This window comes from Moraxella sp. CTOTU48268, assembly GCF_032069585.1.
Taxonomy (GTDB): Bacteria; Pseudomonadota; Gammaproteobacteria; order Pseudomonadales; family Moraxellaceae; genus Faucicola; species Faucicola cinerea.
Genome location: NZ_DAMALV010000008.1, coordinates 33663 through 59835, shown reverse-complemented (window position 1 = coordinate 59835; position 26173 = coordinate 33663). Strand labels below are relative to the sequence as shown.

General features: G+C 42.4%; 32 protein-coding genes and 2 tRNA genes (1 of these 34 running past the window's edge). 19 read left to right on the top strand and 15 right to left on the bottom strand.

Translation table 11 applies throughout. The annotated features are described in order from the left end of the window. Positions 1-7 precede the first annotated feature (7 nt). The 3 genes from pheS to rpmI form a co-directional block, all read right to left on the bottom strand. Positions 8-1063, bottom strand: coding sequence for a phenylalanine--tRNA ligase subunit alpha (gene pheS / locus RT143_RS04660; RefSeq protein WP_313091509.1), 1056 nt, complete (start codon positions 1061-1063; stop codon positions 8-10). A 114-nt stretch (positions 1064-1177) separates the two neighbouring features. Continuing rightward, complete coding sequence (gene rplT, locus RT143_RS04655; RefSeq protein WP_007117209.1) at positions 1178-1537, bottom strand: 50S ribosomal protein L20; 360 nt, start codon at positions 1535-1537, stop codon at positions 1178-1180. Positions 1538-1585: 48 nt separating this feature from the next. After that, on the bottom strand, positions 1586-1780 hold the full coding sequence (gene rpmI, locus RT143_RS04650; protein ID WP_036604595.1) for a 50S ribosomal protein L35: 195 nt from the start codon (positions 1778-1780) through the stop codon (positions 1586-1588). 499 nt (positions 1781-2279) lie between these two features. On the opposite strand from rpmI, the gene RT143_RS04645 reads away from it, so the two are divergent. From RT143_RS04645 to RT143_RS04615, 7 genes are all read left to right on the top strand, one after another. Continuing rightward, a complete protein-coding gene (locus RT143_RS04645) occupies positions 2280-2723 on the top strand; it encodes an acyl-CoA thioesterase (RefSeq protein ID WP_313091507.1) in 444 nt (147 codons plus the stop codon). Positions 2724-2811: 88 nt separating this feature from the next. Next, positions 2812-3651 (top strand): bifunctional phosphoribosyl-AMP cyclohydrolase/phosphoribosyl-ATP diphosphatase HisIE, encoded by an 840-nt coding sequence (hisIE, locus tag RT143_RS04640; RefSeq protein WP_313091506.1) that lies wholly within the window; start codon positions 2812-2814, stop codon positions 3649-3651. Between the two features lie 202 nt (positions 3652-3853). Continuing rightward, a complete protein-coding gene (tatA, locus tag RT143_RS04635; protein ID WP_313015171.1) occupies positions 3854-4084 on the top strand; it encodes a Sec-independent protein translocase subunit TatA in 231 nt (76 codons plus the stop codon). A gap of 54 nt (positions 4085-4138) precedes the next feature. Next, positions 4139-4885, top strand: a complete 747-nt coding sequence (gene tatB, locus RT143_RS04630) for a Sec-independent protein translocase protein TatB (RefSeq protein ID WP_313091504.1) — start codon at positions 4139-4141, stop codon at positions 4883-4885. Between the two features lie 92 nt (positions 4886-4977). Then, positions 4978-5703 (top strand): twin-arginine translocase subunit TatC, encoded by a 726-nt coding sequence (gene tatC / locus RT143_RS04625; RefSeq protein WP_081454577.1) that lies wholly within the window; start codon positions 4978-4980, stop codon positions 5701-5703. Positions 5704-5856: 153 nt separating this feature from the next. Next, positions 5857-7371: a UvrD-helicase domain-containing protein gene (locus RT143_RS04620; protein ID WP_313091502.1), complete on the top strand. Its 1515-nt coding sequence runs from the start codon at positions 5857-5859 to the stop codon at positions 7369-7371. Continuing rightward, positions 7364-8377: a tRNA dihydrouridine synthase gene (locus RT143_RS04615; protein WP_313091501.1), complete on the top strand. Its 1014-nt coding sequence runs from the start codon at positions 7364-7366 to the stop codon at positions 8375-8377. Before RT143_RS04620 ends, RT143_RS04615 begins: the two co-directional genes overlap by 8 nt. A gap of 4 nt (positions 8378-8381) precedes the next feature. On the opposite strand, the gene RT143_RS04610 is transcribed toward RT143_RS04615, so the two are convergent. Then, complete coding sequence (locus RT143_RS04610) at positions 8382-8804, bottom strand: MAPEG family protein (protein ID WP_239741422.1); 423 nt, start codon at positions 8802-8804, stop codon at positions 8382-8384. An 11-nt stretch (positions 8805-8815) separates the two neighbouring features. Beyond that, complete coding sequence (locus RT143_RS04605) at positions 8816-9262, bottom strand: OsmC family protein (RefSeq protein ID WP_313091500.1); 447 nt, start codon at positions 9260-9262, stop codon at positions 8816-8818. A 344-nt stretch (positions 9263-9606) separates the two neighbouring features. Between RT143_RS04605 and RT143_RS04600 the strand changes: the two genes are divergently transcribed. Next, a complete protein-coding gene (locus tag RT143_RS04600; RefSeq protein WP_036596083.1) occupies positions 9607-10125 on the top strand; it encodes an RNA pyrophosphohydrolase in 519 nt (172 codons plus the stop codon). A gap of 133 nt (positions 10126-10258) precedes the next feature. Here RT143_RS04600 and RT143_RS04595 read toward each other — a convergent pair whose 3' ends face one another. Beyond that, positions 10259-10519, bottom strand: a complete 261-nt coding sequence (locus tag RT143_RS04595; protein ID WP_007117222.1) for a type B 50S ribosomal protein L31 — start codon at positions 10517-10519, stop codon at positions 10259-10261. A gap of 169 nt (positions 10520-10688) precedes the next feature. After that, positions 10689-12485: a M61 family metallopeptidase gene (locus tag RT143_RS04590; RefSeq protein WP_313091499.1), complete on the bottom strand. Its 1797-nt coding sequence runs from the start codon at positions 12483-12485 to the stop codon at positions 10689-10691. Between the two features lie 162 nt (positions 12486-12647). Here RT143_RS04590 and RT143_RS04585 point away from each other — a divergent pair, with 162 nt between their 5' ends. Beyond that, positions 12648-13013, top strand: a complete 366-nt coding sequence (locus tag RT143_RS04585) for a hypothetical protein (RefSeq protein WP_007117225.1) — start codon at positions 12648-12650, stop codon at positions 13011-13013. 302 nt (positions 13014-13315) lie between these two features. Here the strand turns inward: RT143_RS04585 and RT143_RS04580 are convergent, their stop codons facing one another. Both RT143_RS04580 and RT143_RS04575 read right to left on the bottom strand, forming a co-directional pair. Continuing rightward, positions 13316-14035 (bottom strand): M48 family metallopeptidase, encoded by a 720-nt coding sequence (locus RT143_RS04580; RefSeq protein WP_313091498.1) that lies wholly within the window; start codon positions 14033-14035, stop codon positions 13316-13318. A 12-nt stretch (positions 14036-14047) separates the two neighbouring features. Then, positions 14048-14671 (bottom strand): PH domain-containing protein, encoded by a 624-nt coding sequence (locus RT143_RS04575; RefSeq protein ID WP_313091497.1) that lies wholly within the window; start codon positions 14669-14671, stop codon positions 14048-14050. Positions 14672-14844: 173 nt separating this feature from the next. Between RT143_RS04575 and RT143_RS04570 the strand changes: the two genes are divergently transcribed. Beyond that, a complete protein-coding gene (locus tag RT143_RS04570) occupies positions 14845-15099 on the top strand; it encodes a hypothetical protein (protein ID WP_313091496.1) in 255 nt (84 codons plus the stop codon). Between the two features lie 153 nt (positions 15100-15252). On the opposite strand, the gene hemH is transcribed toward RT143_RS04570, so the two are convergent. Then, positions 15253-16272 carry a ferrochelatase gene (gene hemH / locus RT143_RS04565; protein ID WP_313091494.1) on the bottom strand — a complete coding sequence of 340 codons (1020 nt, stop codon included), beginning with the start codon at positions 16270-16272 and terminating at the stop codon, positions 15253-15255. 123 nt (positions 16273-16395) lie between these two features. Beyond that, a complete protein-coding gene (locus tag RT143_RS04560) occupies positions 16396-16761 on the bottom strand; it encodes a hypothetical protein (protein WP_313091492.1) in 366 nt (121 codons plus the stop codon). A gap of 175 nt (positions 16762-16936) precedes the next feature. Between RT143_RS04560 and metX the strand changes: the two genes are divergently transcribed. The 4 genes from metX (at position 16937) to RT143_RS04540 (ending at position 21195) form a co-directional block, all read left to right on the top strand. Next, positions 16937-18103, top strand: a complete 1167-nt coding sequence (gene metX, locus RT143_RS04555; RefSeq protein WP_201666576.1) for a homoserine O-succinyltransferase MetX — start codon at positions 16937-16939, stop codon at positions 18101-18103. Positions 18104-18136: 33 nt separating this feature from the next. Continuing rightward, entirely contained in the window at positions 18137-18745 is a 609-nt protein-coding gene (gene metW / locus RT143_RS04550; protein ID WP_007117232.1) for a methionine biosynthesis protein MetW, read from the top strand. Positions 18746-19126: 381 nt separating this feature from the next. After that, positions 19127-19708, top strand: coding sequence for a tetratricopeptide repeat protein (locus RT143_RS04545; RefSeq protein WP_062332625.1), 582 nt, complete (start codon positions 19127-19129; stop codon positions 19706-19708). Positions 19709-19947: 239 nt separating this feature from the next. Beyond that, entirely contained in the window at positions 19948-21195 is a 1248-nt protein-coding gene (locus RT143_RS04540; protein ID WP_313091490.1) for an MFS transporter, read from the top strand. On the opposite strand, the gene RT143_RS04535 is transcribed toward RT143_RS04540, so the two are convergent. Beyond that, on the bottom strand, positions 21185-21994 hold the full coding sequence (locus tag RT143_RS04535; protein ID WP_313091488.1) for a DNA-methyltransferase: 810 nt from the start codon (positions 21992-21994) through the stop codon (positions 21185-21187). The genes RT143_RS04540 and RT143_RS04535 overlap by 11 nt on opposite strands. Beyond that, positions 21991-22206: a hypothetical protein gene (locus RT143_RS04530; RefSeq protein ID WP_036596632.1), complete on the bottom strand. Its 216-nt coding sequence runs from the start codon at positions 22204-22206 to the stop codon at positions 21991-21993. Before RT143_RS04530 ends, RT143_RS04535 begins: the two co-directional genes overlap by 4 nt. Positions 22207-22272: 66 nt before the next feature. On the opposite strand from RT143_RS04530, the gene RT143_RS04525 reads away from it, so the two are divergent. Together RT143_RS04525 and RT143_RS04520 are read left to right on the top strand one after the other, a co-directional pair. After that, positions 22273-22485, top strand: a complete 213-nt coding sequence (locus tag RT143_RS04525) for a helix-turn-helix domain-containing protein (RefSeq protein WP_312524145.1) — start codon at positions 22273-22275, stop codon at positions 22483-22485. 8 nt (positions 22486-22493) lie between these two features. Then, a complete protein-coding gene (locus RT143_RS04520) occupies positions 22494-23018 on the top strand; it encodes a hypothetical protein (RefSeq protein WP_313091487.1) in 525 nt (174 codons plus the stop codon). Here RT143_RS04520 and RT143_RS04515 read toward each other — a convergent pair. Further along, the gene (locus RT143_RS04515) at positions 22992-23894 is read right to left on the bottom strand and encodes a type II restriction endonuclease (protein WP_313091485.1); all 903 of its coding nucleotides are present in this window, start codon (positions 23892-23894) and stop codon (positions 22992-22994) included. The two genes, RT143_RS04520 and RT143_RS04515, sit on opposite strands and share 27 nt — an antisense overlap. 2 nt (positions 23895-23896) lie before the next feature. Further along, positions 23897-24787: a DNA adenine methylase gene (locus RT143_RS04510; RefSeq protein ID WP_313091483.1), complete on the bottom strand. Its 891-nt coding sequence runs from the start codon at positions 24785-24787 to the stop codon at positions 23897-23899. A gap of 129 nt (positions 24788-24916) precedes the next feature. On the opposite strand from RT143_RS04510, the gene ispE reads away from it, so the two are divergent. The 3 genes from ispE to RT143_RS04495 all read left to right on the top strand — a co-directional run. Then, the gene (gene ispE / locus RT143_RS04505) at positions 24917-25822 is read left to right on the top strand and encodes a 4-(cytidine 5'-diphospho)-2-C-methyl-D-erythritol kinase (protein ID WP_313091481.1); all 906 of its coding nucleotides are present in this window, start codon (positions 24917-24919) and stop codon (positions 25820-25822) included. A 99-nt stretch (positions 25823-25921) separates the two neighbouring features. Next, a tRNA-Gln gene (locus RT143_RS04500) sits at positions 25922-25997 on the top strand. A gap of 123 nt (positions 25998-26120) precedes the next feature. After that, a tRNA-Gln gene (locus RT143_RS04495) sits at positions 26121-26173 on the top strand; it runs 123 nt beyond the window's last position.

The window sequence follows — 26173 nt, the reverse complement described above, 5'->3', positions numbered from 1 at the left end:
TTTTCCCCTAAGCAAACTGCTTTAAAAATCTGACATCATTTTGATAGAACAAGCGCAAATCATTCACCCCATAATACAACATGGCAAAGCGCTCAATGCCCATGCCAAATGCAAAACCTTGGTATTTGGTCGGGTCAATGCCGCTATCGGACAACACTTTTGGATGCACCATACCGCAGCCCATCACTTCTAGCCATTTGCCCCCACCTGCATAAGTATCGGCAAGGATATCCACTTCTGCAGACGGCTCAGTAAATGGAAAATACGACGGGCGAAAACGCACCGTAAGTTTGCGACCAAAAAACGCCTGCAAAAACTCATGAATCAAGCCTTTTAACTCAGCAAAATTGGTCGATTCGCTAACATACAAACCTTCAAGCTGATGAAACATCGGTGAGTGGGTTTGGTCGCTGTCGTTGCGATACACACGTCCTGGACAGATGATACGAATCGGCAGGTTGCCTTTTTCCATCGTGCGAATCTGCACCGAACTGGTATGGGTACGTAACACATAATTGGCATTAAAATAAAACGTATCGTGCATGGCGCGCGCTGGGTGATGGCTTGGAATATTTAGCGCTTCAAAGTTATAGTAGTCGCTCTCAACTTCAGGACCTGTTGCAACTTCAAAGCCTGCTTGACGGAAAAACCCTTGCATACGCTCAGCGGTCATGGTGACAGGGTGCAAATTACCCGCTTGTTGTCCACGTGCAGGCAGGGTGATGTCAATGGATTCGCTGGCAAGTTTGGCAGCCAAGGCTTTAGCTTCTAAATCGCTTTGCGCTTGTTGTAGGCTATCATTGATTTGGGTACGTACTTGATGCAGCATACCGCCGATGGTCTTTTTGCCGTCGGCATCGAGTCCGCCCAGCTGTTTCGACCATGTAGTAAGGTGACTTTTTTTGCCGGTTAAAGTCACGCGGATGTTTTGTAGGTCTTGGGGGTTTTGTGCGGTACTGATTAAGGCTTTGGCATCGTTGATAAATTGGGAAAATTGGTCTTGGGTGATATCGGTTAAATTTTCAGAATATTGGATAAGTTTGTCAGTCGTTATTTCTGTCATGAGCGTTGCAATCTTGGTTATCAATAGTGATAGGCATTTTAACTAAAATATGGCGATAAAAAAAGCCATTAAGCTTGCACTTAATGGCTTTTTGAAAAATCGCTTTAAAACAAATTAAGCAGCCAGTGCTTGTTTTGCTTTTTCTGCCAACGCCGTAAAACCTTGCGCATCATGCATAGCGATGTCTGCTAATACACGGCGGTCGATTTCGATGCTGGCTTTTTTCAGACCGTTGATCATACGGCTGTAGCTTAAGCCATTTAAGCGCGCACCCGCGTTGATACGTGCAATCCACAGACGACGGAATGAACGTTTTTTGTTACGACGGTCACGATACGCATATTGACCTGCTTTGGTAACTGCTTGTACAGCAACACGGAAAACACGAGAACGCGCACCGTAATAACCTTTTGCACGAGCCAATACTTTTTTATGACGGCGATTTGCCTGTACACCACGTTTTACACGAGCCATAATTTACTCCTAAAGTTTTGTAATATCAGTTGATTGAATACCTATAAATTATAGGTAAGGACACATACGGTAAACACGTTTCTCATCAGACACGTGTACCAATTTGCATCCACGTAATTGACGGATACGCTTAGGAGATTTTTTGGTCAAAATGTGGCGTTTGAATGCTTGTTTGCGTTTGATACCGTTACCAGTTTTTTTAAAACGCTTGGCAGCACCACGGCGAGTTTTTAATTTCATGATAGCCTCTTGTTCGTTTTTGACAAAGATTAAACATCTTTATCAAGTGAAGTTAACCTGTTTGTCAAAAAATCCTCATCACACTGGATTTTTTGCCTTGAGGTGGGAGGCGGTATTTTATCAAAAATCATTCGTGAATGCACGCTAATGTTATCACTAATTTTTCTTTGACATCTATTTTATTGATGTTACTTTAATATTTCTCTACTATAATAGATAAATTATTATTAAGGGCTGTTTGTAGAATACTTAAAAAATCAATGATATTAATTATTTAAAAAAGATGACTTAGTAAATCTATCACGAGATTACATTAATTAAGTTAACAACTTAGTTTATGAAAACTGCGGTTAAATTGGCTAAAAGTGATAAGTGAGCCCTATTTTGGACACAGTTCGCGTTAGTTTGTTTAGCCTTAAGGTATTTATCGGGCTCTTAAGCTTCTGAAAAGTTTAATGTGTAATACTCTTTCATCTTTATCAACATCATGAGGTTAGAATTCTTGTCAACGTTAAGCACAAATATTGAAGTTGCCCATTTCGTGTTTGAGACCGTCATGCGCGTGCGCAATACCGAAATTGGATTAGCACAACATTTAACGGTTGAAAATTTGGTGGCATTGCTTACCGAAGCCCGTTTTCGTTTTTTATATTCAAAAAGCATTAAGGAGGTTAATGCTGAGTACCAAGGCTTGATCATTAATCATATCGACACCCAAATCCTTGATCGGGCAAGGGCGCGTGAAGAACTGTTGTTTGAGGTTGGCGTGCAGCATTTAACCGATTTGGGTGGTGATTTTGTGTTTAAAGTCTCGCGGATGTTTGATGGGTCATTGGTGGCGTATGCCAAAATGGGCTTTGCGGCGTATGACTATCGTCAAAGCCAAGAAATCCCGTTATCAGCTACCATCAAAGAAGCCTTAGATGTGAAACCCTTTGAGATTTAGGGCTTGATGAATTATGATAAATGCACGCATCGCTTGATGGGTGCTTTTTTTTGGTTAGGGCTTGCATAGTATGATACAGGGCGTGAATATGGATTGGCTAGATACACTAAAATTTGATGACAATGGGCTTATTCCTGCAGTCGCTCAAGATTTTTATACAGGGCGCATTTTGATGATGGCATGGATGAATCGCGAGTCATTACGTTTGACTGCCGAAAAAATGCAAGCGGTGTATTGGTCACGCTCTCGCGGTAAATTATGGCACAAAGGCGAAAGCTCTGGGCATTTTCAGCAAGTCCATGAAATCCGCTTAGACTGCGATGCTGATGTGATTGTGCTGTCAGTCACCCAAGTGGGTGGGATTGCTTGCCATACGGGTCGGCAGTCTTGTTTTTATCGTCTGCTTGCCGATGACCACGGACAGCTACAATGGCAAATTACTGATGCGGTCATCAAAGATCCTGATGCGATTTATGGTAACAACGCTAAATCGAATCATGAACACTCGCAGCTTGCAAGCCATCCGACACAACCAGGCAATGCGACACAATCCCCTACGACGTCAGCGGATATTTTGACTGCGTTAGATGAAGTATTGCTTGGGCGTAAAGATGCCAATCCTGATAGCTCATACGTAGCAAGCTTATACCATAAAGGTATCAACAAAATCTTAGAAAAAGTCGGTGAAGAAACCACTGAAGCCATTATCGCTGCCAAAGATATCAACATTGCCAACGATACTCCTTATGAGACCATCGCCGATGATACCGCGGTGAAAGATTTGGTATATGAAGTTGCTGATGTTTGGTTTCATACAATGGTCACATTGGCATGGTTTAATATACCGTCTTGGGCTGTCACCAATGAATTGGCAAGACGTTTTGGCTTATCGGGTATCGACGAAAAAGCCGCACGTCAAATCTCTTAAGTAATAGCCCTTAAGTGAGCGCTACTAAGTAAACGCCACTAAACAGTCGATAAGTCCTGAGTATTGCTCGCTAACAGTGCAAAAAATTCGCCGTGTTTCACACCGTTTTTTGCACTGTTATGCCAACGCAATGGTTATGTGTTACACTGCAAATTCATATTGTCCTCACCCCTATTGTCAAGGTTAATCAAAGGATATTCTCATGGGTAGTTTCTCAATCACACATTGGTTAATTTTACTGGTTGTTGTTGTGGTCATTTTTGGCACTTCAAAACTGAAAAATGCCGGTAAAGATTTGGGTGGTGCCGTTAAAGGCTTTAAAGATGCGGTCAAAGATGAAAACGAACAGCATCTGAACAAAAACCGTGTCCTTGAACACGAAAAAGCTGAACTCCATACCACGCAGACCCAACAAGATAAACATAACGTTTAAACCCTAGTCGTTACTTTTTCTTTGGTTTTTTAATCCCTAACTGCCACGGTTGTTATGTTTGATATAGGTTTCTCCGAACTACTGTTATTTGGGGCGATTGCACTGATTGTGCTGGGCCCTGAAAAACTCCCCCAAGCGGCGCGTACTGCAGGTCAGTGGTATGCCAAATTCCGCCGTACGGTTGCAACACTGCAGTCAGAAATTGAAGCTGAGCTTGACCTTGCCGAAACGCGCAAGCAAATGCAGCTTGAGCTGGAAAAAATCCGCCAAGCTGAAGTAGATATGAAGCGCGAGATGGAAGCGCTTCGCAGCAGTGTGAGCGAACTACAGCAACATGGCAAAGTTCCTTCGATGCAAGCTCACAATACCCAGTCGGCTAATACAACCCCTAATCTTGGTCATGATACTAACGCAGTTAGCCTACCCCCTGAACCACTCAGCCATGAACCTTCCAATCATAAGCCACCTAGTCATTTAGCTGAGCCAACAACGGATACCACCGCGCTGTTACCAAACAAGCCACTAGATAATTCACTAGACAAACCATCTGACGAATCTTATCTGACAGAAACCAAAGCAGACGATTATTTGCTAGGTCTAGAGGCTGATGTCGAAGCCGATGAAGTGGCTAAAGACTTACATGAAGCGCTATTTGCTGCCACTGAGCCAATGTATTATCGTTGGTTTTTGCTCAGTGATTATGACCGTGTCAGACGTCTTCCCAATCCACCGTTTTTACCCAATTATCAAGCCGATCCGCTACTGCACCAATTGCCAAGTTTGGGTGGAGTTGCCCAGTGATTAAGCTTATCAAAACCAAAAAAACGCCTGAACAATTAGCCATTGAACAAGCTAAAGATGATAAACCATCGCAAGACAACACTTTAGTAGATATGCCCATCACTGAACATTTGATTGAACTGCGCCGTCATTTGATTCACGGTTTTGCGGCAGTTTTGGTGATTTTTTTGGCATTGGCGGGCTTTTCGCGGGAAATCTACGATATTTTTTCTGCCCCGTTAACGGCGTTGTTGCCAGTCAATTCTTCTATGATTGCAACGGATATCACCTCGTCATTTTTGGCACCGATTAAATTGACGCTGTATCTGGCTGTTATCTTGGCGATGCCGTATATTTTGTACCAGATTTGGTCGTTTATCGCACCAGGGCTATATAAGCATGAAAAACGTATCGCCCTACCCGTGCTATTGTCATCGGTGATTTTGTTTTATCTGGGGATTGCGTTTGCTTATTATGTCGTGCTCAAAAGCGTGCTAGCTTTTTTTATCAAATTTTCCCCCGACAATGTGCTACCGATGACCGATATCGAAAGCTATCTAAATTTTGTACTCAAGCTGTTTTTGGTGTTTGGGGCAACCTTTGAGATTCCTGTGTTGACGCTGCTACTGGTGCTGGCTGGGGTAGTGACGGTGGATAGCTTGGCGCAAAAACGCCGTTACATCATCGTGGGTTGTTTCGGTATTGCGGCATTGGTGACACCGCCAGATGGGCTATCCATGATTATGCTAGCTATCCCGATGTGGTTATTGTTTGAACTCGGTCTAGTTATGGCACGGGTATTGGTTAAAGAAAAAGCGTTATTACAGAACAACAGCTAATCTGGCTGGATAAAGCTAAAATCGAATCAACCTCTCATTCATCCCCACTTAGTAAATAAAGGCTAGTAAATAAAGGTTTAGTAAATAAAGGAAACTGAGCAAAACTTGCCAAATTTTGCTAAAATAGCTCACTTTTCTGTTAGCAATGGCCTTATGTCAAACCCCAGCATTATTCCCACCCAATCCCCTGTTCACAGCCTGACCCAACGCCCAACGGGTGAGCAGCAGCAGGCTGTCGATATGGCACTTACACGCCAGTCGTTTAAGGTGGTAGCGTATGCCGGCGCAGGTAAGACCACCACGCTTAACCTGATTGGCAATCAGCTACGTGGTCGCGGGATTTATTTGGCATTTAACAAAGCAATTGCTTCAGAAGCCCAACGTAAATTCCCCCACCATGTCGACTGTCGCACTTTCCACTCATTGGCATTTCGTCATACCGCTCGCGATATCACTGCAAAGCTGCAACTACCGCGTTTTTCTCCCAGTCGCCTTGCCTCAGATTTGGGGTTGACCCCTGTACAAGTCAAACGCCAAATTGAAGGCAAAAGCCAGTTTGTGACCTTAACGCCAGAGCGACAAGCGCGATTTGTGTCCGATGCGGTGAGCACGTTTTGTAGTATCCATGCCAGTTACCCTGCGCCGCGCCATTTGCAGTTTCCTGACTGGTTGGTTGCCAGTGAAGCTGAGCAGCTGCGCGACACCTTATACCCGTATGTAGAGCGCCGCTGGCAACAGTCGATTGACCCGCGCCACCCTGCGGGGATTGGGCATGATATTTACCTTAAACTTTGGGCGCTATCCAAACCGGTAATTCCTGCGGATTTTATCTTATTTGATGAAGCGCAAGATGCCGACCCCTTGATGATGGGGATTTTGTCCAATCAGCCCAACCAAGTTATCTATGTGGGTGACGCGCATCAGCAAATTTATGAATGGCGCGGCGCTGTCAATGCCATGAAGCGCCTGCCGCTACCCCAAACCTTGCTCACCCAATCGTTTCGATTTGGCGACCAAATTGCTGATGTGGCGAATGGGTTTTTAAAAGCGCTACAAGAAGAGGTACCACTGCGCGGCAATCCTGCGATGGCGTCTACCTTAGGCAAAAGTATGGTGCATGGTCAAAAAGATGCCATTCTTTGCCGTACCAATGCCAGTGCGATGGTCAATCTGTTATCTGGGCTTAAAATGGGACATAAAGTTGCGCTACAAGCCGATACAGACCGTTTACTCAAATTTAGCCAATCTGCCGAACGTCTAAAAAAAGGACAAGCGGCGTATGGTGTGCCTGAGCTTGCCTACTTTAACAATTGGCGCGACGTGCAGGATTATAGCGAGACGAGCGAAGGCAGCGATTTAAAAACCCTCGTCAAACTGGTCGATGAACATGGCACCGAAACGCTAAACCAGGCAATCAATAGCTTGACCACACTGGACAAAGCCGACTATATCATCTCTACAGCGCATAAAGCCAAAGGGTTGGAATGGTCACGGGTGCAAATTGACAATGATTTTTATTATGATGTGACTTCTCAGGCGGTAAAAATCTCCCCCGAAGAGTTGCGACTGCTGTATGTCGCCTGTACGCGCGCCAAGGTAAATTTGGATATTTTTAATATTCAAGATTTGATTCACGGACTCAAAGATAAAAAGGTGATTTATGGCTAGTCACTTATCGCAGTTTAGCCCCGATTTTACCCAGCCGCAAATTGTCCTTGCGCCGATGGAAGGATTGACCGACCCATTGATGCGGGATGTTTTAACCAGTATCGGTCATTACGACTGGACGGTGAGTGAGTTTATTCGCGTCACCCAGCACGTCCTACCCGCGCATGTGTTTTACAAATTTGTACCCGAACTTTTGCATGAAGATGGTTTAAAAGGCAAAACCATTCACGGCACGCCAGTACATGTACAGTTACTGGGCAGTGAGCCTGATTTGATGGCAGATAATGCCGTCAGAACGGTCGAGCTTGGTGCGTTAGCCATTGATATTAACTTTGGCTGCCCTGCTAAAACTGTCAATAGTCACCGCGGTGGCTCGGTGTTGCTCACCGAACCTGAAACCTTGTATCAAATCATCCATGCAGTACGACAAGCCGTGCCATCAGATACGCCTATATCAGCAAAAATCCGACTCGGCTATGAAGATACCTCACTCACCCAAGAAATCGGCGATGCGGTGCAATCAGCCAATGCCAGTTGGCTGACCATCCATGCCCGTACCAAAACCCAAGGCTATAAACCCCCAGCCTATTGGGAGTTAATCGCGCCCCTAACACAGCGGTTAAGCTTACCGATTATTGCCAATGGCGAAATTTGGCAGACTGAGCAAGCCATGCGTTGCCGCAAACAAGCCAACACCCCACATATCATGCTCGGACGTGGTGCGGTCACTCGACCTGACTTAGTCAATCAAATCAAAGCGATGGATAAAAATGACACAGTAAAAAACATGGCTTGGCAAGACTTGCTCAAGCTACAAATTGCGTTTTTGCAAGGACATGCCCGTAGCGATAATATGCTGGTGGGACGTTACAAACAATGGCTTGGCATGTTGACCCAGGGCTATGAAGAAGCCAACGAGCTTTGGCAAAACGTAAAAAGGCAAAAACAGCTTAAGACCATTGTTGCGATGTTACAAGCACAATCCCAAGCTGGCGATTGCTCATAGCAAATTAGCTCAATCGTATCGCTAAATAAAACAACATCAGTGGACAGGCGAGGCTAAGCGACCAAATAATTGAGCGAAAAGTTGCCCAATTGGCAATATACGCCAACCCATAAATAATCCGTAATATCACATACAACCACGCCAACTGCGTCACCACTGACAGCGGTACAAAAAATAGCAATGCCACAATCACCGCTGCCAAAAATACCGGCAAGGTTTCATAACTATTTTGCTGGGCGGCATTGGCACGCGCTGCCGCGCCCGTTTGTTTACCCAAAAACTCGCGCGGATTGGCATTGTCTTTGCTTTTAAATCCGCCAAAGAGCTTTGCCAATATCGCAAACACCAAGGGCAATAAACTGGCAACCATCATTGCCAGCACCACGCTGCTATTGGTGGCAGGGACAGCACTTAAATAGGGAAACATGCCGTTATTCCCTACCCTTTAACCGTTTTATCAGTCATTTCACTAGAGGTATCATCAATGATTTCATAGTCATGGGTGATTTTGACACCGCCATTTTCTAGCATACGACTGGCTGAGCAGTATTTTTCTGCCGATAATTCGATGGCTTTTTTAACCTGCGCTTCTTTGATAGCACTACCTTTAACTACAAAATGTAAATGAATATCAGTAAATACTGCAGGAATCGTGTCGGCACGCTTAGCCGATAGCTGACACTCAACATCGCTCACCGCCTGACGGGCTTTTTGCAAGATACTTACCACATCATAACTGGCACAGCCGCCAAGCCCCATCAAAACCATTTCCATGGGTTTGGCACCCAATTTTTCCGTTGAATCCATGATGATTTTATTGCCGTTTTCGGTCACGGCTGCAAAATTAATGTCTTCGTTTTTTAACCAATTTACCGTTGCTTTCATACTATCCCCAGATGCTTATAATTTTTAAAAAAATATTTTGTATAAAATCAAGCGATATTATGCGCTTTTTATGTCCGTGAAACAATTTATAGCAAATAAACATTACACTTTTGACATAAAAACTGGTTTAATAGTGGGTAATAAAGGCAGTGATTACATTGTCCATGTTTTTTAGCAAAAATAATAAAATAAGCGTCTGTTGGTAGAGATGGGTTTATTCCCGATGATTTGATTGACCAAAACTTTAATAATGGTCTGCAAGGATGTGTGTAAACCTTGTGACCCAAAAAACTTGATAATGTGATTGCCTGCCAATTTTAACCATTAAATTGAAGGTAATCGTCATGATTGATGCAGACGGCTTTCGAGCCAACGTAGGTATCATCTTGGCAAATACACACGGACAAGTACTGTGGGCAAAACGCGTGGGTCACGATGCTTGGCAGTTTCCACAAGGCGGCATTGATTTTGGTGAAACGCCACTAGATGCAATGTATCGAGAATTGTGGGAAGAAGTCGGACTGTATCCTCAGCATGTCAAAGTGTTGTCACAAACCCAAAATTGGCTTCGTTATCGGTTGCCAAAACGTTTTGTACGACAAGGACAATATCCTTTGTGTATTGGACAAAAACAAAAATGGTTTTTGCTCCAGCTAGATGAGAACAATGTAGAACATATCCGTTTTGATACGGCAAAACCTGAATTTGACCGCTGGGAATGGGTCAGTTACTGGTATCCACTTAACCAGGTGGTGGCATTTAAACGTAATGTATATCGCCGTGCCTTGTTTGAGTTATCACCGCAGTTGCCACTCAAAAAAGAATTGTTACTACCCAAAAACGTAAAAATTCATTCATATTAAACCTAAACAAATAAATCCAAAAAAAGCTCACTTCGGTGAGCTTTTTTATGGCCTATTGTCTAGTACTGCCCCATTCCAGCCAATAAAAAACCCTTCGCAGTTGCAAAGGGTTTTTGATAATAAGCGATTAAACTTATTTTTTGTTACGACCTGCAAATGCGCCGAAACGTTTGTTGAAGCTTGCCACACGACCTTCGTTTTGGGTTTTACGTTGTTCACCGGTATAGAATGGGTGTGAGGCACTTGAAATATCGAGTGCAACGTATGGGTATTCTTTACCTTCGTATTCGCGAGTTACTTTTGATTTGATAGTAGAGCGAGTTAAAAAGTAAACGTCAGCGTTAGTGTCGTGGAATAAAACTTCTTGATAAGCTGGATGGATATCTGCGCGCATGGTTAGGTCTCTAGTCATTATCCTGCCCTTTGGTCTGCAGTTAGTATGCTTGGCGTGAATGTTTATTTTGTTAAAAATTCACCCAAACACCCAACCGATTAAAGCCAACACAGGATGGATTGATAAAATTGGAAGCCGAATTTTACTAGATTTGCTTTATTTTTGCAAGTTATTTCCACTGCAGCCATTTTGTGAAGCTTGTATTTTCACTCGCTAATAGCGTCCATATTTGCGGTTGTTTAACATGCGCGTCACTCACGGGTGGCACTTCAAGTACCAACAGCTCATCACGGCGAAATACATGACACACGGCAGGGTCTTCACTAATTGTTTGGGTTTTAGCAGTGGCTTTGAGCCATTTTTCGCTCGCCTTTAACCCATCAATTGCCACGATGACGTCATTAGCAGAAATCCCTGCAGCGGCGGCTTGGCTATTTCGCACAACACGTTGCACTTTTAACCCAGTAGGCTCGCTCATATATTTCATGCCCCAAGTAATATCATCGTCTTTTTGTTCAATACTCACACCCTGTTCTGACAACAGTTCAAATAGCGGTAATTCTGTCGTGCCGTCGATATAATTGGCTCTAAAATCTTGCCAAACGTCTTTGGGTAAGCATTCATTCATGACGTCATCTAGATTGGCGTCCGTCATACCAAAACGGCGATTATCTTGGGCTTTGGCTTTGTCATAAAAAACTTTTATCACATCAAAAATACGTTTGCCATGGTTTATCAAAGTCAAGTCTAAACATAACGCCACTAGCGCGCCTTTGTTGTAGTAGCTAATCCCGGCGTTGGCGGTGTTCTCATCGCTACGATATAGCTTTATCCACGCATCAAAACTTGATTCTGCCACGCTTTGCAAGGCGCGTCCGTGGGTTTGATAGTAGCGATTGATTTGTTCGGCAAGTAGCTTTAGATAGCTATGTTGCGAAATAACCCCGCTTTTTTGTAGCATAAAATCATCCACATAACTGGTAAATCCTTCAAACACCCATAGCAAGGTGGTGTAAGTCTCTTGGTTAAAGTTGGCGGTTAAAAAGACTTCGGGACGCACGGTTTTAACCCACCACGCATGGAAATATTCATGGCTACACAAGCCCAAAAAGCGTTGATAATTCTCGCTTGGCTCAGCTTGTTCAAAAAATGTGGGTAGGTCATCTCGTGGGGTAATCAAGCTGGTACTGGCAAGGTGCTCAAGCCCGCCATAGTCGCTTGAAGTTGCCATGGTCATAAACAGATAATCATCAAACGGCGTATCACCAAGCCAATCAACATAGCTTTGACAAATTTTGCTAAGGTCAGTTTCTAGCCGTTCAAGGTCGCTGTGCTGCACGCCAGAAATCACAAATCGGTGGGGAATGGTGTTTTCGCCACTTTTTACATCGAACCAAAATTCATCTTGCTCAGCAATTTCAAACGGGCTGTCAGTAAGTTGCTCGTAGTTGTCGGCAGTTAGCTGATAGATGGTTTGTTTGGCTTGCTGGTGCATTTTTTCCGGTAAGGCGGTAGCTAGGCTGACTTCCACACCGTTTACCTCATAAAAGTCTTGCGGGCAAATGAGTTCGGCTTTAATCGCTTGGTTTTCTTGCCCTTGTACCGCTAATGCTAGAGAGGTGAAGTTGCCGTACAGGCGAGTTTCATCGACATATGCCCCACGCACCGATAAGTCATAAGCATAGACTTCATAAGTGACGCTAATGCGGTCGCCTTGTTTGGCGTGGATTTGCCAGTGGTTTTTATCGAGTTTTTTAAGGCGTTGATTGTTCTTGGCGTTGGGGTCATGGATGGTGGCAGTGACTGCCGTAATGTGTTTGCTAAATTCTCGAATCATGTAACTGCCCGCAATCCAAGCAGGTAGCCAAACGATTGGGTTGTCGTTGTCTGCAGTAAACGCAAGCGTGACATCGACAAGGTGTTCACGGAAGCGTTTAAAGTCGAATTGATAATGAATTTTGTTCATGATATTTTCTTTTTCAATTTTACGAAATTTTGAATAGATGCTAGGATAAAACAAAATTTTAACCCAAATTTTGTTTTTAGACCGAATTTTCTACAGGCAATCAACGATGAATTATTACAAATTGGATTTTTTCTAAGTTTTTTAACTTAGGAAAAATCTATTATGCAAAAACTTGAAAAAACTCACAAAAAAACCAAAGTTCAATATCGCAGTTCTGGGCGTAAGAAAATCTATTTTCCGTGGGAAAGTTGTCGTTATCCAAATTTACGCAATCAGATTTATAGCTACTTTAGAACGCAACAAGAACGCTCATTTCATTATTTGCACAAAGCGGAATATTGGGACTATAACATCAAGCTACGCCCCAAGCGTGGTAAGCATTTACCGCATATTTGGGATGACAAACCAACTTATGCGTTCAAATATGCAAAAAGTTGGAAACACAATTCTAAACGCCGTCATCAATGGTATCGTGAAAAAGATGGGTTTCGTGAAAAAATGCAATCTGATTACATTTTAACAGATTGATTTTGAGGATTTGCAACTTTATAATAAAGACAAGGAGTGGGCTAACGGTTTCCCGAAAGCCCCAGCGTTTTAGTTGTTCCAGCAACTGCCACGCTGTCTTGCGTCCGTCTAATAAGCGTTACTGCTTAACAGCATTAGGACAACAAGAACGATGATGATTAAACAGCGTTTCATCGTTCTTTACTCCGTTAAGTGTTAAGTCCAAGCTTAACGGCTCGTTTAGCATAACGTCACGCCAAACTCTGCTATTATATTTTTATGCTTGCAAAAAAGCCATATCAAAGCGATATGGCTTTTTTCATTTATAAATCCCCAAATTTCAACTTATCATGCCAATGTTTGTAATCGGGCATGACTCGTGCCACCTGCGCCCAAAATCGTGCCGAATGATTGGGCTCAATCAGATGACAAAGCTCATGCACTAACACATAATCCGCGCAGTCTGGCGGGAATTGCGCCAGCCAAACGGACAAGCGAATGGTTTTGGCTTGGGTGCTACAACTGCCCCAGCGGGTTTTCATGGTGTAGGGCGTGATTCTGTTGGCAGATTTGCCTACTTTGTCTTGCCAAAACGCTTGGCGGTTTTGGATAAATTGAGTGAGCCAAAATTTATAAATATGGCGTAAGGTTTTGGCAACATCCAATCGCGCCAGCTCGCTTGGTTTTATGTGGTGTTTTAACAATAATTCTCTGACTACAACCTGTTGCCCTTCAAAATAAATGTTGCTTTCAAGGGTCAAATTTGCCAAGTCTTTGACATCATTGATATAAGCAAGTTTTTTGGGTTTAAGTTCTTTGAGTTTTCGTTGTTTTTGCTGACAGTCGATTGCCCATGCAAGGCGATGTTCAAGCGATTGTATCAGCAAATGTTGTGGCATACGCATGGGGTAAGACACGCTGAGCAAGCTGGTAAACGGTGCTTCATCAATCGATTTGATACGAAAGTTGATATGTTTGACCCGTTTGCTTTCAATCGCAAGTTTGATACCTTGCTCAGCGTAGGCGGTGAGTACAGTTTGCATAAATTTTAGCAATTATTGACGCAAGTAATGCTCAAAAATCGCACCAAAGTCATAATTACGAATGGTCTTTAAACGCTCGCCATAGGCATTTTCTACTTGTGCGACAGTTTGGTTGATGACATCAGGCAAATTAAGCACCACCTTTTCTGACAGTTCGCGTAAGCTAAATATATTGGTGACGGTATTAAAGGATTTTTCTAGCACCGTTTCTTCATGGGCAATGCGTTTGCACTCCTCGCTAATCGCAGTCAGCGCCTTATATATGTCGCGGATTTGCTCGATTTGATTTTTGTCGATATCAATCGAAAACGCCATACCGCCCAAGCTAAATTTTAGCTCAGCGTCCATATCCATCGTGCCTGCCGTCTCAATCATGATATTGGCGGGCTGAAAATTGCGGTACGGATAGCGTTTTAGCAGGCGTTTTTTACTGGTCGCCGACTGACCGTCAAGGTGGATAAAGGCGACATTGGTAAAGCAATATTCGTCCATTTTTGACTTAATCACAAAATAAATCCGCTCGTTATCTTCATGAAAAATATAGTCATCAATATCAGTTTGGTTAAACTGACTCGCTGGGATGATTTTACCGATGTCACTCAAACCCAATGCATCTGAGGCAAGATTTTTAAACATAGCCACTTCCTGTTTTATCCATAAAAATTGTTAAAAACGCTGTCTGTGCGAAAAACTGTTTTCGATAACATAACACAAATATCACATTGGCAACATAGATGTCATGCTGATTACTGGCTATGATAGCGACATAACACTGATAATAAAAAATAAATGAAAATTAAGGAACAAAAATGAAAGCCAAACCAACATCTAGCAATTTGACCGATATTGATTCGGATAGTTTTACTGTGCAATTGGATGATGAATCCTTGTCATCGAGCCATATTGAAGCGGGTGAAAGTGGTTTGACCGCGATTCATCGCCAAAATATTGATGAGCAGCGGATTGATGAATTACTGGTTGAAGATAGCTTTAGCGAAGACGACTATCCGACCATTAGTGATATCGCTGACCCTGATGCCGCAGATGAAAGTTATAAAGACTGATTTTCTGTACTGAAATTTTTTGTATTTAAATGTCAAAAATAAACGCCAAAAAGGTTGGTAAGTTACCAACCTTTTTTATTGGTCATCTGTTAATAAGGCTCGCTATTAATGCGCTTAATAATCCGTTTTAAGCCCAAGCTTTAACAATAAGTATTAATACCATCCTTGCAGATTTTGTTGCCACGCTTGCACATGTGGCAATGCCAATGATTCAAACAAGTCAATATGCGCAGCATCCACATTGAGTGCAGGGATATAATGATAGTCCCCACCGCCATTGGACTGGAATGTCTGTCGATTTTCGACTGCCAACTCTTCTAGCGTCTCTAGGCAATCTGCCGAAAATGCTGGACTTAGCACTTGTACTGACTTGATGCCTTGCTTGCCCCACTCGGTTAAGGTAACATCCGTATAAGGTTTGACCCATTCTTGCTTACCAAAGCGCGATTGAAAACTACATTCCCACTCATGACGCTCAAGCCCCAGCACTTGCGCCAAATGCGCTGCCGTACAGCGACAACGTCTGGCATACGGATCGCCTTTTTGCTCATATGGCTCTGGAATCCCGTGAAAACTCAATAGCAGTTTTTCAGGTTTGCCATGTTCAGCTTGGAAGCGTTTGACGCTCTCAGCCAAGGCTTGGATGTATTGCGGATGAGCAAAATAATCTTTGACAAAGCTAATGCTGGGTAAATTACGCTGCTTAAGCCCCCATTTGGCGACGACATCAAACACCGCGCCAGTGGTTGAACCGGAAAACTGCGGATAAGCTGGCAACATCACGATTTGTTCTACTTTTCTGGCAGTTAGCGCCGATAGCACATCCGTTAACGCAGGTTTGCCATAGGTCATGGCAGCATGGACGCTTACTTTGCAAGGCAGTTGCTGTTGGTCAAAACGCTGCTGCAACAAGTCCACTTGGGCAAGCGTGATTTTACGCAGCGGGGAGTCGCCATCCCACACGCTAGCATAGGCTTGGGCAACCCGTTTGGGGCGACTGCGTAGCACAAACAAGTTTAAGATGATTTGCCAAATAAACTGCGGAATTTCAATCACGCGCGGATCGGACAAAAATTGTTTGAGATAGCGGCGCACCGCTGCTTCAGTCGGCGCATCGGGTGTTCCCAAATTCACAAGGACAACGGCAATTTCAGGTGGATTGCTTGGCTTCATAATTTGTCTTTAATCCAAAAAATCATAAAAAAGTGGGGTTAAGATTAGCATATTTACTAGAGCGCGCGTACTGGATAATCACCTGAAATTGCTCAATTATTGCATTTTTAAGCTATAGTTGAATCAATGACAACCTATCCCACCCATGACCAATAGCGCATCCACTAGGCGAGAATTTTGTTCAGAGGATAAGGGGCTTTTAGCAGGACTTTTACTTTTAAAGATTGCGTTTTGTGAAGGACTGCTAGCCGATTCACCATCTGCTTGGTGGTTATGCTGCTTGGGCTGTTGGTGCTGTTGGTTTTGATAGTGGTTTTGGTGGCTGTTTGGATGGCTGACCATCGTGTCGCTTGTGACTTTCCTAGCATTAGCAGCCAAAACCGATGTTGGCTGATGAAACGCCAAATACGTCAATGCCAAAAATCCCGTGAGCGCCAATCCTGTGAGCGATAGGAGTGTATGGTGGGGTGATGATGCTAAATTTGGCATTTGAATTCCAAGTTGTGATAACCCATATAAACCCTTACAATAGCTATACTTTTAATGCGTTATCAATCAAAAATTAGTGAGAAAGCGGGTGAGTACACAGCAACACAAACCACATACCAAGATTTTACCTGAAGCTGAATTGACTGTCCCTAAAAATTTTGACGACGATCAACCTATTAGTTTTGCCAAATCTGGTGGCAAATCTGTGGGTATCGTCACACCGCAAAAAATTCATTTTGATACCCCACTGACGTTAGAATGCAATCGCACGCTGCCATTTTTTGATTTAATGGTGGAAACTTATGGCGAGCTCAACGCCGATAAATCCAATGCGATATTGATTTGTCATGCGCTATCGGGCAGTCATCATGCGGCTGGCTATCATAGTAGCGATGATAAAAAAGCAGGCTGGTGGGATACTTTTATCGGTCCTGGTAAGGCAATTGATACCACGCGTTTTTTTGTGGTATGTCTTAACAACATTGGCAGCTGCTACGGCTCGACGGGTCCAACCAGTACCAACCCAGAAACAGGCAAGCCTTATGGTCCTGATTTTCCCTTAGTCACTATCAAAGACTGGGTAAAAACCCAAGTCATGCTCTCTGACTATCTCGGCATTGATATCTGGCATGCCATTGTTGGTGGCTCAATGGGTGGCATGCAAGCCATGCAGTGGTCAATTGACTATCCGAGTCGGCTAAAAAAATGTGTGGTCATTGCCAGCACGCCCAAGCTGTCTGCGCAAAATATCGCCTTTAACGAAGTGGCACGCCAATCGATTTTATCCGATCCTGATTTTTGCGAAGGACGCTATATCGAGCAAGGCAAAATTCCCAAACGTGGCTTGATTTTGGCGCGCATGGTCGGTCATATCACTTATCTCACCGATGAAGCGATGCGGGTAAAATTTGGACGCGATTTGAAAGCCGGCAAGCTGATGTTCAACTACGATGTAGAATTTCAAGTGGAAAGTTATTTACGCTATCAAGGTGAGCAGTTTAGTGAACGTTTTGATGCCAATACCTATTTGCTGATGACCAAAGCCCTGGATTATTTTGACCCTGCGCGTGGCGCAATTGAGGATGACAGTATCAATGATAGCTTGAGTGATACCGATGCGCTACGGTTGGCATTGGCAAATACCCAGTGTAAGTTTTTAATTATATCCTTTACCACCGATTGGCGGTTTAGCCCAGAGCGCTCGCAAGAAATTGTGGATGCGCTAATTGCCAATGGTAAACCCGTAAGCTATATCAATATTGATGCCGCCTATGGACATGATTCGTTTTTGTTTGATATCCCGACCTATCGTCAATCGGTATTTAATTTTTTAACCGCCTAATTTATATTTAACTTTAGATTTAACGAGAATTGAATGAAAATCGACCATCAACTTGCCGAACGCTGGATTAAACCCAATGCCAAAGTCTTGGATTTAGGCTGTGGTAACGGTGATTTACTCGCGCATTTGCAAAACAAATTGGGCGTGTTTGGCTATGGTATCGAAATCGACCAAACTAAAATCAATGACTGTGTTACTAAAGGCGTCAACGTCATTGAGCAAGACTTAAATGATGGGTTAGCGCGGTTTGCCGACGCAAGCTTTGACACGGTGGTGATGGCGCGCGCCCTACAAGCGGTCAAAGAGCCCGACCAACTCCTCCTCGACATGGTACGTGTTGGCAAAGAAGTGATTGTCACTTTCCCTAATTTTGCGCATTGGCAAAACCGTATTCACTTGGGTATCAAAGGCATGATGCCAATGTCTGAAGCCCTGCCGTTTGCTTGGTACAACACGCCCAATATTCACTTGTGTACCTTTAAAGACTTTGAAAAGCTGTGTGATGACAATGACATCCGTATCATCAATCGTTTTGCGGTACAAGAAAGTGAAAAGCCCTACCCGTGGCTACTTGCACAAATTATCCGTAAAAACCCAAACTTACTTGCCGATGTGGCAATCTATCGGGTTACCAAAAATTAATTATCGTGTTTCCAAAAACTAAGCTGTTTTATCGCTGATTCTATGCCTATGAAAATTTGGTAAGCGGATAAATTACCTTCAAGTATGACAATATTTCACAAAAGTAAAGCCCTACACGACACTAATTGTCGCAAGTCTTTGTTTCCTCTGTGAAATATTGTAACAACTGTTTACATTTTCCCTTAAATATTTGAAACGCAAAGCAAACAGTGTTAACCTAAAACAATCAAAAGATTGCGTTATCCTATTAAAACATAACGAATGGCTAAATCATTGTAAAATTTAAGATTTTCTGTTAATTCGTTTACTTATTTATTAAGTTTATTTTATCTAAACCTAGGCAAGCTTGCGATGGCTGCAGCTTGATACTCGGAGTTGATTATGAAATTATTGAAAGTCACCGTATTAACTGCATTTTTAAGCTTATCAGGCGTTGCAAGCGCTGAATTGGTTGCCAATATTCCACTCAATGGCTCACGCTATGACAGCATGGAACCGATGGCATTACTAAGCCAAGCTAAATCTGGCAACCAACAAGCCCAATTCTTCCTAGCCAAACGCTACCAAAAAGGTCTCGGCATTCAGCAAAACTTCCAACAAGCCATCCAGTGGTACACCACCGCCGCCAAACAAGACATTGCACCTGCACAATTAAATCTTGCCATGATGTATATTCGTGGCGAAGGCGTGCAGCCCAATGCTGGGCAAGCGCGTTATTGGTTAGAAAAAGCGGCAAAACTTGGTGATAACCGTGCCAGCTATACCCTAGCCATGCTAGATGAAAAAGAAAAAAAATTGGTCGATGCCTACAAATGGTATGACCTAGCGGCTCGTGACGGTATGCTATCAGACCAAGTACGTACCCGCGCGCAAAGCAAAATCGGTCAATTGGCATTAAACTTGTCCTCACAAGACATCGCCACTGCACGTAGTCGTGCGGATTCTTGGTTCCAAAGCAAGTAAATTTAATACAACGAATGTTTGGTTAAGTGTTAAGCTAACCATTAAAATCCCTGAGACCCTAGTATTTACTAGGGTTTTTTGTTTTTATGGGTTAAATTAATCAAGATTGCTCGACGCACATTGATTGTATGAAATCGCGCATTCATGGATTTTTTTGAACAGTTTTATGCGTCAGCTACTAGCGCGTTAGCCAAGTAGTTGCCACCCCAGTTTTTGCTACCTTTTTTTGGATATGCCCTATGCCAAGCCCTGCCCTACCGTCAAAAAATCAGCTTTGGCTGTTAGTAGCCGCCGCTGCAGTTATTTTATTGATTACGTCTGGGATTCGGCTATCACTTGGGTTATTTATCAAACCGATTGATGCTAGCGCGCATATTGGCATTGTGCCAATCAGTTTTGCCTTAGCGGTGACACAGCTGATGTGGGGTGTGTCACAGCCTGTGACAGGGGCACTGGCGGATAAGTTTGGCGCATGGCGGGTACTATTGTTCGGTACCTTGCTACTGGCGATTGGCTGTTTTAGTGTACCCTATTTTGTCAGTGCCGGTGGTTTGGTGGTCACGCTTGGGATTTTGGTCGCATTTGGGACAGGGGCGGGTAGCTTTTCAGTGCTGATGGGGCAAGTGGCGAATCAAACCCCACCTCATATGCGCGGTACTGCATCGGGTATTATCAATGCAGGTAGCTCGTTTGGACAATTTTTATTTGCGCCGATTTTACAAGGGTTAATTGCTCTGCCAGTGGTTGGGTGGACAGGGGCAATGTATTTTATGGCAGGGACAAGTTTGCTGTGTTTGCCGTTGGCCTATTATCTCACGCAGGGTAACAATGTAGGTAAACATGCGCCTGTCGCTTCGCCGATAGTTGCCAATAACCAAGCCCACGAAACGCTATCACAATGCATTCGACGCGCGCTTAGCGATCGTAAATACTGGCTGCTGCATATCGGCTTTTTTACCTGTGGTTTTCATATTGCGTTTTTAGTCACTCATTTGCCGATGGAAGTGACGTTGGCGGGTCTTGGTAGCAATGTTGCCTCTTGGTCGCTCGCGTTGATTGGCTTATCGAATGTGGTGGGCAGTTTGTTTGTCGGCTGGTGTGTGGGTCATTTTCGCAGCAAATATATTTTGTTTTGGATGTATTTGAGCCGTACTATCTTGATTGCGATTTTCTTGATGACACCTAAGACGGCAACGACTTTTTTTATATTTGCGGTTAGCTTGGGTCTAACTTGGCTTGCCACCGTACCCCCGACTGCGGCAACCGTTGGCAAGTTATATGGGGTCAAATATTTGGCGACCTTGTTTGGATTGGTGTTGTTTAGTCACCAAGTTGGTGGGTTTTTGGGTGCTTATTTGGGAGGAATTGTGGTCGATAAATTCGGTAATTATCAGTATATGTGGTATGCCGATATGGCACTGGCTGCCTTGGCTGCTGTGCTCAATCTACCGATTCAAGAGCCAAAAATAATGAAAGCTACAAGCTAATCTGTTGCTTGACTCTCTCTTTAAAATATTGGCGTGATTTTTCATCCAACCCAAGATAGCGATTTTTGCTTAAGGTTAAAAAATTACTATCTTGGTCAACTCCGATAAATTTTCTACCAAATAAATTGGCAGCAATACCTGTTGTCGATGAGCCTGTAAATGGGTCAAGCACGAGATCATTGGCTTTGGTAGACGCCAAAACAATCCTTGACAACAATCCTAACGGTTTTTGCGTAGGATGTTTGCCAAATTGCTTTTCCCAGCTTGATACCGCAGGCAGACGCCAAACATCTTTCATTTGTTTGTCACCATTGAGCGACTTCATTAATTCATAATCAAAGTAATGCGGAATTTTTGGGTTTTTTCTTGCCCAGATTATCCATTCAGTTGAATAGGTGAAATAGCGACAAGAAAAATTTGGCGGTGGATTGGGTTTTTCCCAAGTTATCATGTTTAAGACTTTAAAATTGAGTTGTGATAATACTCGCCCTAGCGTAAAAATATTGTGGTGGGTTCCACTCATCCAAATCGTGCCATTATCTGCCAACATTCGCTTTGCTTGGCTTAGCCAATCATAAGTAAAAATATAGACTTCATTATCATCACTAAATTTATCCCACTCACCCTTATTGACCGATTGCACTATACCATTTTTAACCGTTAATCCGTCATTGGATAAAAAATAAGGCGGATCAGCAAAAATCATATTGATAGATTTATCATCGATTGTCGGCAAAATGTGTAAGCAATCACCTTGCAGCAGCGTGAAATCTTGTAGTTCTGATTGATAAAAAATCATTCCATCATATCCGCAATAAAGTGCAACATTGACGCGATATCATAACTCCCTTCTAAAAATCCCATATTTTCACAACCATCAGGAATGAAAACCGTCTGGTTTTCTAACCGACTATCCAAGCTAAGCATTCGCAAGGTATTCACAATTTTGCCTTTGATGCCTTCATCCGCTAGCCATTCACAATCATCATTGAACTTGTAAGCAACATGCATGTCAATAATTCCAAAATAACACTTATTGTGTGTAGTTAATTTTAATCAATCAGTGAGAATAACGCAATGGAAAATGACATTTTAATCAAGTTTGGGCAAAAAATTCGCCAACTGCGCAAAGCTAAAAATCTCAGTCAAGAGCAGTTAGCAGAACTGACAGGGTTTCATCGTAACTATATTGGCATGGTCGAACGTGGCGAGCGAAATCCTGCACTAATCAATATTGAGATTTTTGCTAACGCGTTTGATTTGTCATTAAGTGAATTATTTGATTTTTAGGATAAATAATGGCAAGACAGCCTAATAGTTTTGGCGGTGGGCCACAAACCAATATTAATGGTCTAACCTTTGAAAGAAACATGGATCTTTTGACAGTGATTGATGCTCTACCTAATTTTCATACGGTAAATAATAAAATTTATTTGAAAAATATTTTGGTCGCTGAACATTTTTCTAAGTATGGCTTGTACAAAAATTACTTATTGCTTAATCAAATAAATTGGCAAGATTTTATTAGCTCTCAACTATTGCCTGATGATGTATTAATTACCCAAAAGTCATGTTATATCATAGAGAAAAAGTTTCAAAATACAGGCGGGTCAGTTGATGAGAAACTGACAACTTTTCCTTTTAAAACCCAGCAATATCAGAAAATGTTTACCCCTTTAGGAAAACAAGTTCATTTTTATTACTTACTAAGCGAATGGTTTGATAAGCCTAAATATAAAGACCCATTACAATATATTCGAGATAATCAATCGGACTACTTTTTTAATGTTGCTGACTTACTTAATAAGATTGTTTGGGAATAAAATTTTACCCAAATAATCATCTTTTAACATTTCAATATTGAGCAAAATATTGTTGCGTTCAAAATAGTCTTGTAATGGATTTTTAGTTGTCAGCCAACCTTTCCCATCGGTCACCCAAATAAAAGTAACCTCCTGAGCCTCCCAAAATCGGCTCATTTCGATATATTCAGTTGCGGTGGATTTTAACTTTGAGCCACCACCGCCATAAAAATTGCACTCGATAAAAAATAACTGCCCATCTTTTTTGATTACAAAATCGATGATTCTCGAAGATTTGTCGACAGCAATATCCATGTCCCAAACGTCTTTAATTTTCTTAGCATTGGCTTGAGCCAAATAAGCTAAATTGTGTTCATGACAAAATATGGCGACAAAGGATTCAACGAGTTTTTCCATCGATGTACCACCACGATTTTTTCGACCGTTGGAATCAAGTCCAACTTCTACACCAATACAATAGTCAGGGATACTTTTAATTTGCTTGGTTTTGATCAATTCCGCAAAACCACTTTCGACCAAGAGATTTACCACATCGTGAATTTTTTCATCTATGACTTCTTTTAAATTAAAATCAAAATTTTTATAAATAAAAGCCGTGCTATCAATCAAAACTTCAATTGATTTGTCTCGAATTGCCAAAAGAGTGGGTACTGTCTTAATTGTCTTCGGATAAGTCTTAAGAATATCGAACAATGCCGCTTCGATATCTTCTTTACCAATGGCAGTGTTTAACAAATTCAGCTCTTTTTCGATTGGGGTAATATTTTTAAACACCTTTCCCCAGTTCACAAAATAATCAAACTGAGTGATACCTTTTAAATTTAGTGTCTCAATGAATTTTTTAAAATGTTCATCTGCAAACAATTGACTATCCATAACTAATAATTCCGTATTAATAATTCATTGACGGCTTGGCGACTGGTTGATTTTGCCCCAATAGCACGATTAGCCGTTACTCGCTCGATATTAAAATCTTGATAGAGTATGTCGAAGAAATCATCATACTCGCTGTGCGTCGTTGGGTCAGAATTACTTAATAAAAACTGATGTCCCAATTTATCAATTTTTTGGCAAAACCCATGTAGCCGACGTTGCTCACTATCATCAAAAACTTGATGAGAATAAGCAGTAAAACTTGCTGTTTCGCTAATCGGGCGATAAGGTGGATCAAGATAAAACCAGCAAGGTAAGTTGTTTGGTAGCGCTTTAATCGTTTGCTCGTAGTCACCCTGTAAAATCACGACTTTTTGCAACGCGTCAGAGACTGCAAGTAATAATGCTTTATCCAAAAAAATCGGTCTTTTATAACTACCTATTGGCACATTAAACTGATTTTTTTTATTAACTCGATATAGCCCATTAAAACTGGCTTTATTCAAAAATATAAATAAACTGGCTTGCTTCACTGGATCAAGATTTCTTTGATTGAAACTTGCACGTTTAGCATAAAAATAAGGCGTTTTTGCATCTTTATCTAACAACCTATCATACTCTTTTTGCAAGTTATCTAACTCAATCATTAACTGTTGAACATCTGCCTTGATAACCTGATAGACATTTATTAGATCTTCATTAAAGTCATTAATAATAAGTTTTTTTAGATACTTTAAGTTAGATAATGCCCAAAAACTGACCGCACCCCCGCCCAAAAATGGCTCAATCATACAGAAATCTTGATTGGCTGTATAATTTGGCAAACGTGCTTGTATATCACCGATGAGTTGTGATTTACCACCAGCCCATTTTAGAAAAGGTTTAAGTTGAGACATTTTTTAAATTTGAACATCGAATCAAAAAGGAAAGGCATTATAACACAGCCGATTTTTATCCTTTCAATGAACTTCAATGCAAATTGATATGTTAAAATTTCAAGCCAACCTGTCACTCATTATAAAAATATGCCGACCCTTACCCAACAATCCCCTGCCAAAATCAATCTATTTTTACATATTACCGGTAAACGCCCCGACGGCTATCACAATCTACAAACCGTATTTCGGCTGATAGATTTGTACGATACGCTCACTTTTAGTCATACGGATAAAACCATAGGCGACAACTTGCCCGTCACCCTTACCAATGCCGAGCACGTCACCGACAACCCTACCGACAATCTGATTATTAAAGCGGCCATTGCCTTATTAGCCTTCGCCAAAAACCATCAAATCTTGAGTGACTCGCAAATCGCCCAATTACCGATTGTTGATATTCACCTCGATAAACACATTCCGATGGGGGCAGGCTTGGGCGGGGGTTCGTCTAATTGTGCGACAGCCCTGATGACGCTCAATACCTTATGGAAAATAGGATTGAGCAATGAGCAGTTACGCCTCATCGGCGCAAAACTAGGCGCCGATGTACCGATATTTATTTTTGGCAAAGATGCCATTGCTGAAGGCATTGGTGAGATTTTAACGCCAATTGATTTGCCTGCGCAGCAATTTTTATTGTTAAAACCCGATGCCCATATCAGTACGGCTGAACTTTTCGCCCATCCGCTGCTAAAACGGGACTGTGCAAGCCTTTCTCATGACTATTTGCAAAGCCATTGTCATGCCTTTACCAATGAGTTAACCGATGGCTTTACCAATGTTTTTGAACCTGTGGTATGTGCCTTATCTGCAGACGTCAACGCCGCGATGAAGGTTTTAAGGACGCTTGCCACCAACACCCACACCACACCGCGCATGACGGGCTCAGGGAGTTGTGTGTTTTTGCCAGTACCTAGCGATTTTGATAAAAACACCATCAAACACTGGCTACAATCATCACCTTTTCACGCGTATTGGGTGCATACGCTGTAACAAAATTTTGGAAAATCAACGATTGCAAAAATTTTGGTGTTTATGCCCAAAAAAAGCTTGCAATTTTATGTTTTTTGGTTAAAATATCGCTTCCAATACAGGGGTATCGCCAAGTTGGTAAGGCACCAGGTTTTGATCCTGGCATTCGTTGGTTCGAGTCCAGCTACCCCTGCCATATTCAAAGATGTACAGATTTTCTTGTGCATCACGTAGTAAAAATTTTGTCATAAAATCTGCGCTGTTCAAGACATTTTACATTGACAAAATCGCCTAAAATCGGTATAGTTCGCACCGTCACAGGGGTATCGCCAAGTTGGTAAGGCACCAGGTTTTGATCCTGGCATTCGTTGG

Coding starts and splice junctions, on each gene's coding strand:
- RT143_RS04525 (WP_312524145.1), top strand. CDS start 22,273: ATGGAAAATGACATTTTAATCAAGTTTGGGCAAAAAATTCGCCAACTG.
- RT143_RS04605 (WP_313091500.1), bottom strand. CDS start 9,262: ATGAAAGCAACGGTAAATTGGTTAAAAAACGAAGACATTAATTTTGCA.
- RT143_RS04560 (WP_313091492.1), bottom strand. CDS start 16,761: ATGCCAAATTTAGCATCATCACCCCACCATACACTCCTATCGCTCACA.
- RT143_RS04515 (WP_313091485.1), bottom strand. CDS start 23,894: ATGGATAGTCAATTGTTTGCAGATGAACATTTTAAAAAATTCATTGAG.
- pheS (WP_313091509.1), bottom strand. CDS start 1,063: ATGACAGAAATAACGACTGACAAACTTATCCAATATTCTGAAAATTTA.
- RT143_RS04570 (WP_313091496.1), top strand. CDS start 14,845: ATGAAAGCCAAACCAACATCTAGCAATTTGACCGATATTGATTCGGAT.
- RT143_RS04620 (WP_313091502.1), top strand. CDS start 5,857: ATGTCAAACCCCAGCATTATTCCCACCCAATCCCCTGTTCACAGCCTG.
- tatB (WP_313091504.1), top strand. CDS start 4,139: ATGTTTGATATAGGTTTCTCCGAACTACTGTTATTTGGGGCGATTGCA.
- tatC (WP_081454577.1), top strand. CDS start 4,978: ATGCCCATCACTGAACATTTGATTGAACTGCGCCGTCATTTGATTCAC.
- RT143_RS04580 (WP_313091498.1), bottom strand. CDS start 14,035: ATGCAAACTGTACTCACCGCCTACGCTGAGCAAGGTATCAAACTTGCG.
- hisIE (WP_313091506.1), top strand. CDS start 2,812: ATGGATTGGCTAGATACACTAAAATTTGATGACAATGGGCTTATTCCT.
- RT143_RS04520 (WP_313091487.1), top strand. CDS start 22,494: ATGGCAAGACAGCCTAATAGTTTTGGCGGTGGGCCACAAACCAATATT.
- RT143_RS04530 (WP_036596632.1), bottom strand. CDS start 22,206: ATGCATGTTGCTTACAAGTTCAATGATGATTGTGAATGGCTAGCGGAT.
- RT143_RS04510 (WP_313091483.1), bottom strand. CDS start 24,787: ATGTCTCAACTTAAACCTTTTCTAAAATGGGCTGGTGGTAAATCACAA.
- RT143_RS04540 (WP_313091490.1), top strand. CDS start 19,948: ATGCCAAGCCCTGCCCTACCGTCAAAAAATCAGCTTTGGCTGTTAGTA.
- rplT (WP_007117209.1), bottom strand. CDS start 1,537: ATGGCTCGTGTAAAACGTGGTGTACAGGCAAATCGCCGTCATAAAAAA.
- RT143_RS04615 (WP_313091501.1), top strand. CDS start 7,364: ATGGCTAGTCACTTATCGCAGTTTAGCCCCGATTTTACCCAGCCGCAA.
- RT143_RS04585 (WP_007117225.1), top strand. CDS start 12,648: ATGCAAAAACTTGAAAAAACTCACAAAAAAACCAAAGTTCAATATCGC.
- RT143_RS04610 (WP_239741422.1), bottom strand. CDS start 8,804: ATGTTTCCCTATTTAAGTGCTGTCCCTGCCACCAATAGCAGCGTGGTG.
- RT143_RS04575 (WP_313091497.1), bottom strand. CDS start 14,671: ATGTTTAAAAATCTTGCCTCAGATGCATTGGGTTTGAGTGACATCGGT.
- ispE (WP_313091481.1), top strand. CDS start 24,917: ATGCCGACCCTTACCCAACAATCCCCTGCCAAAATCAATCTATTTTTA.
- RT143_RS04600 (WP_036596083.1), top strand. CDS start 9,607: ATGATTGATGCAGACGGCTTTCGAGCCAACGTAGGTATCATCTTGGCA.
- RT143_RS04595 (WP_007117222.1), bottom strand. CDS start 10,519: ATGCGCGCAGATATCCATCCAGCTTATCAAGAAGTTTTATTCCACGAC.
- RT143_RS04590 (WP_313091499.1), bottom strand. CDS start 12,485: ATGAACAAAATTCATTATCAATTCGACTTTAAACGCTTCCGTGAACAC.
- RT143_RS04545 (WP_062332625.1), top strand. CDS start 19,127: ATGAAATTATTGAAAGTCACCGTATTAACTGCATTTTTAAGCTTATCA.
- RT143_RS04535 (WP_313091488.1), bottom strand. CDS start 21,994: ATGATTTTTTATCAATCAGAACTACAAGATTTCACGCTGCTGCAAGGT.
- tatA (WP_313015171.1), top strand. CDS start 3,854: ATGGGTAGTTTCTCAATCACACATTGGTTAATTTTACTGGTTGTTGTT.
- metW (WP_007117232.1), top strand. CDS start 18,137: ATGAAAATCGACCATCAACTTGCCGAACGCTGGATTAAACCCAATGCC.
- hemH (WP_313091494.1), bottom strand. CDS start 16,272: ATGAAGCCAAGCAATCCACCTGAAATTGCCGTTGTCCTTGTGAATTTG.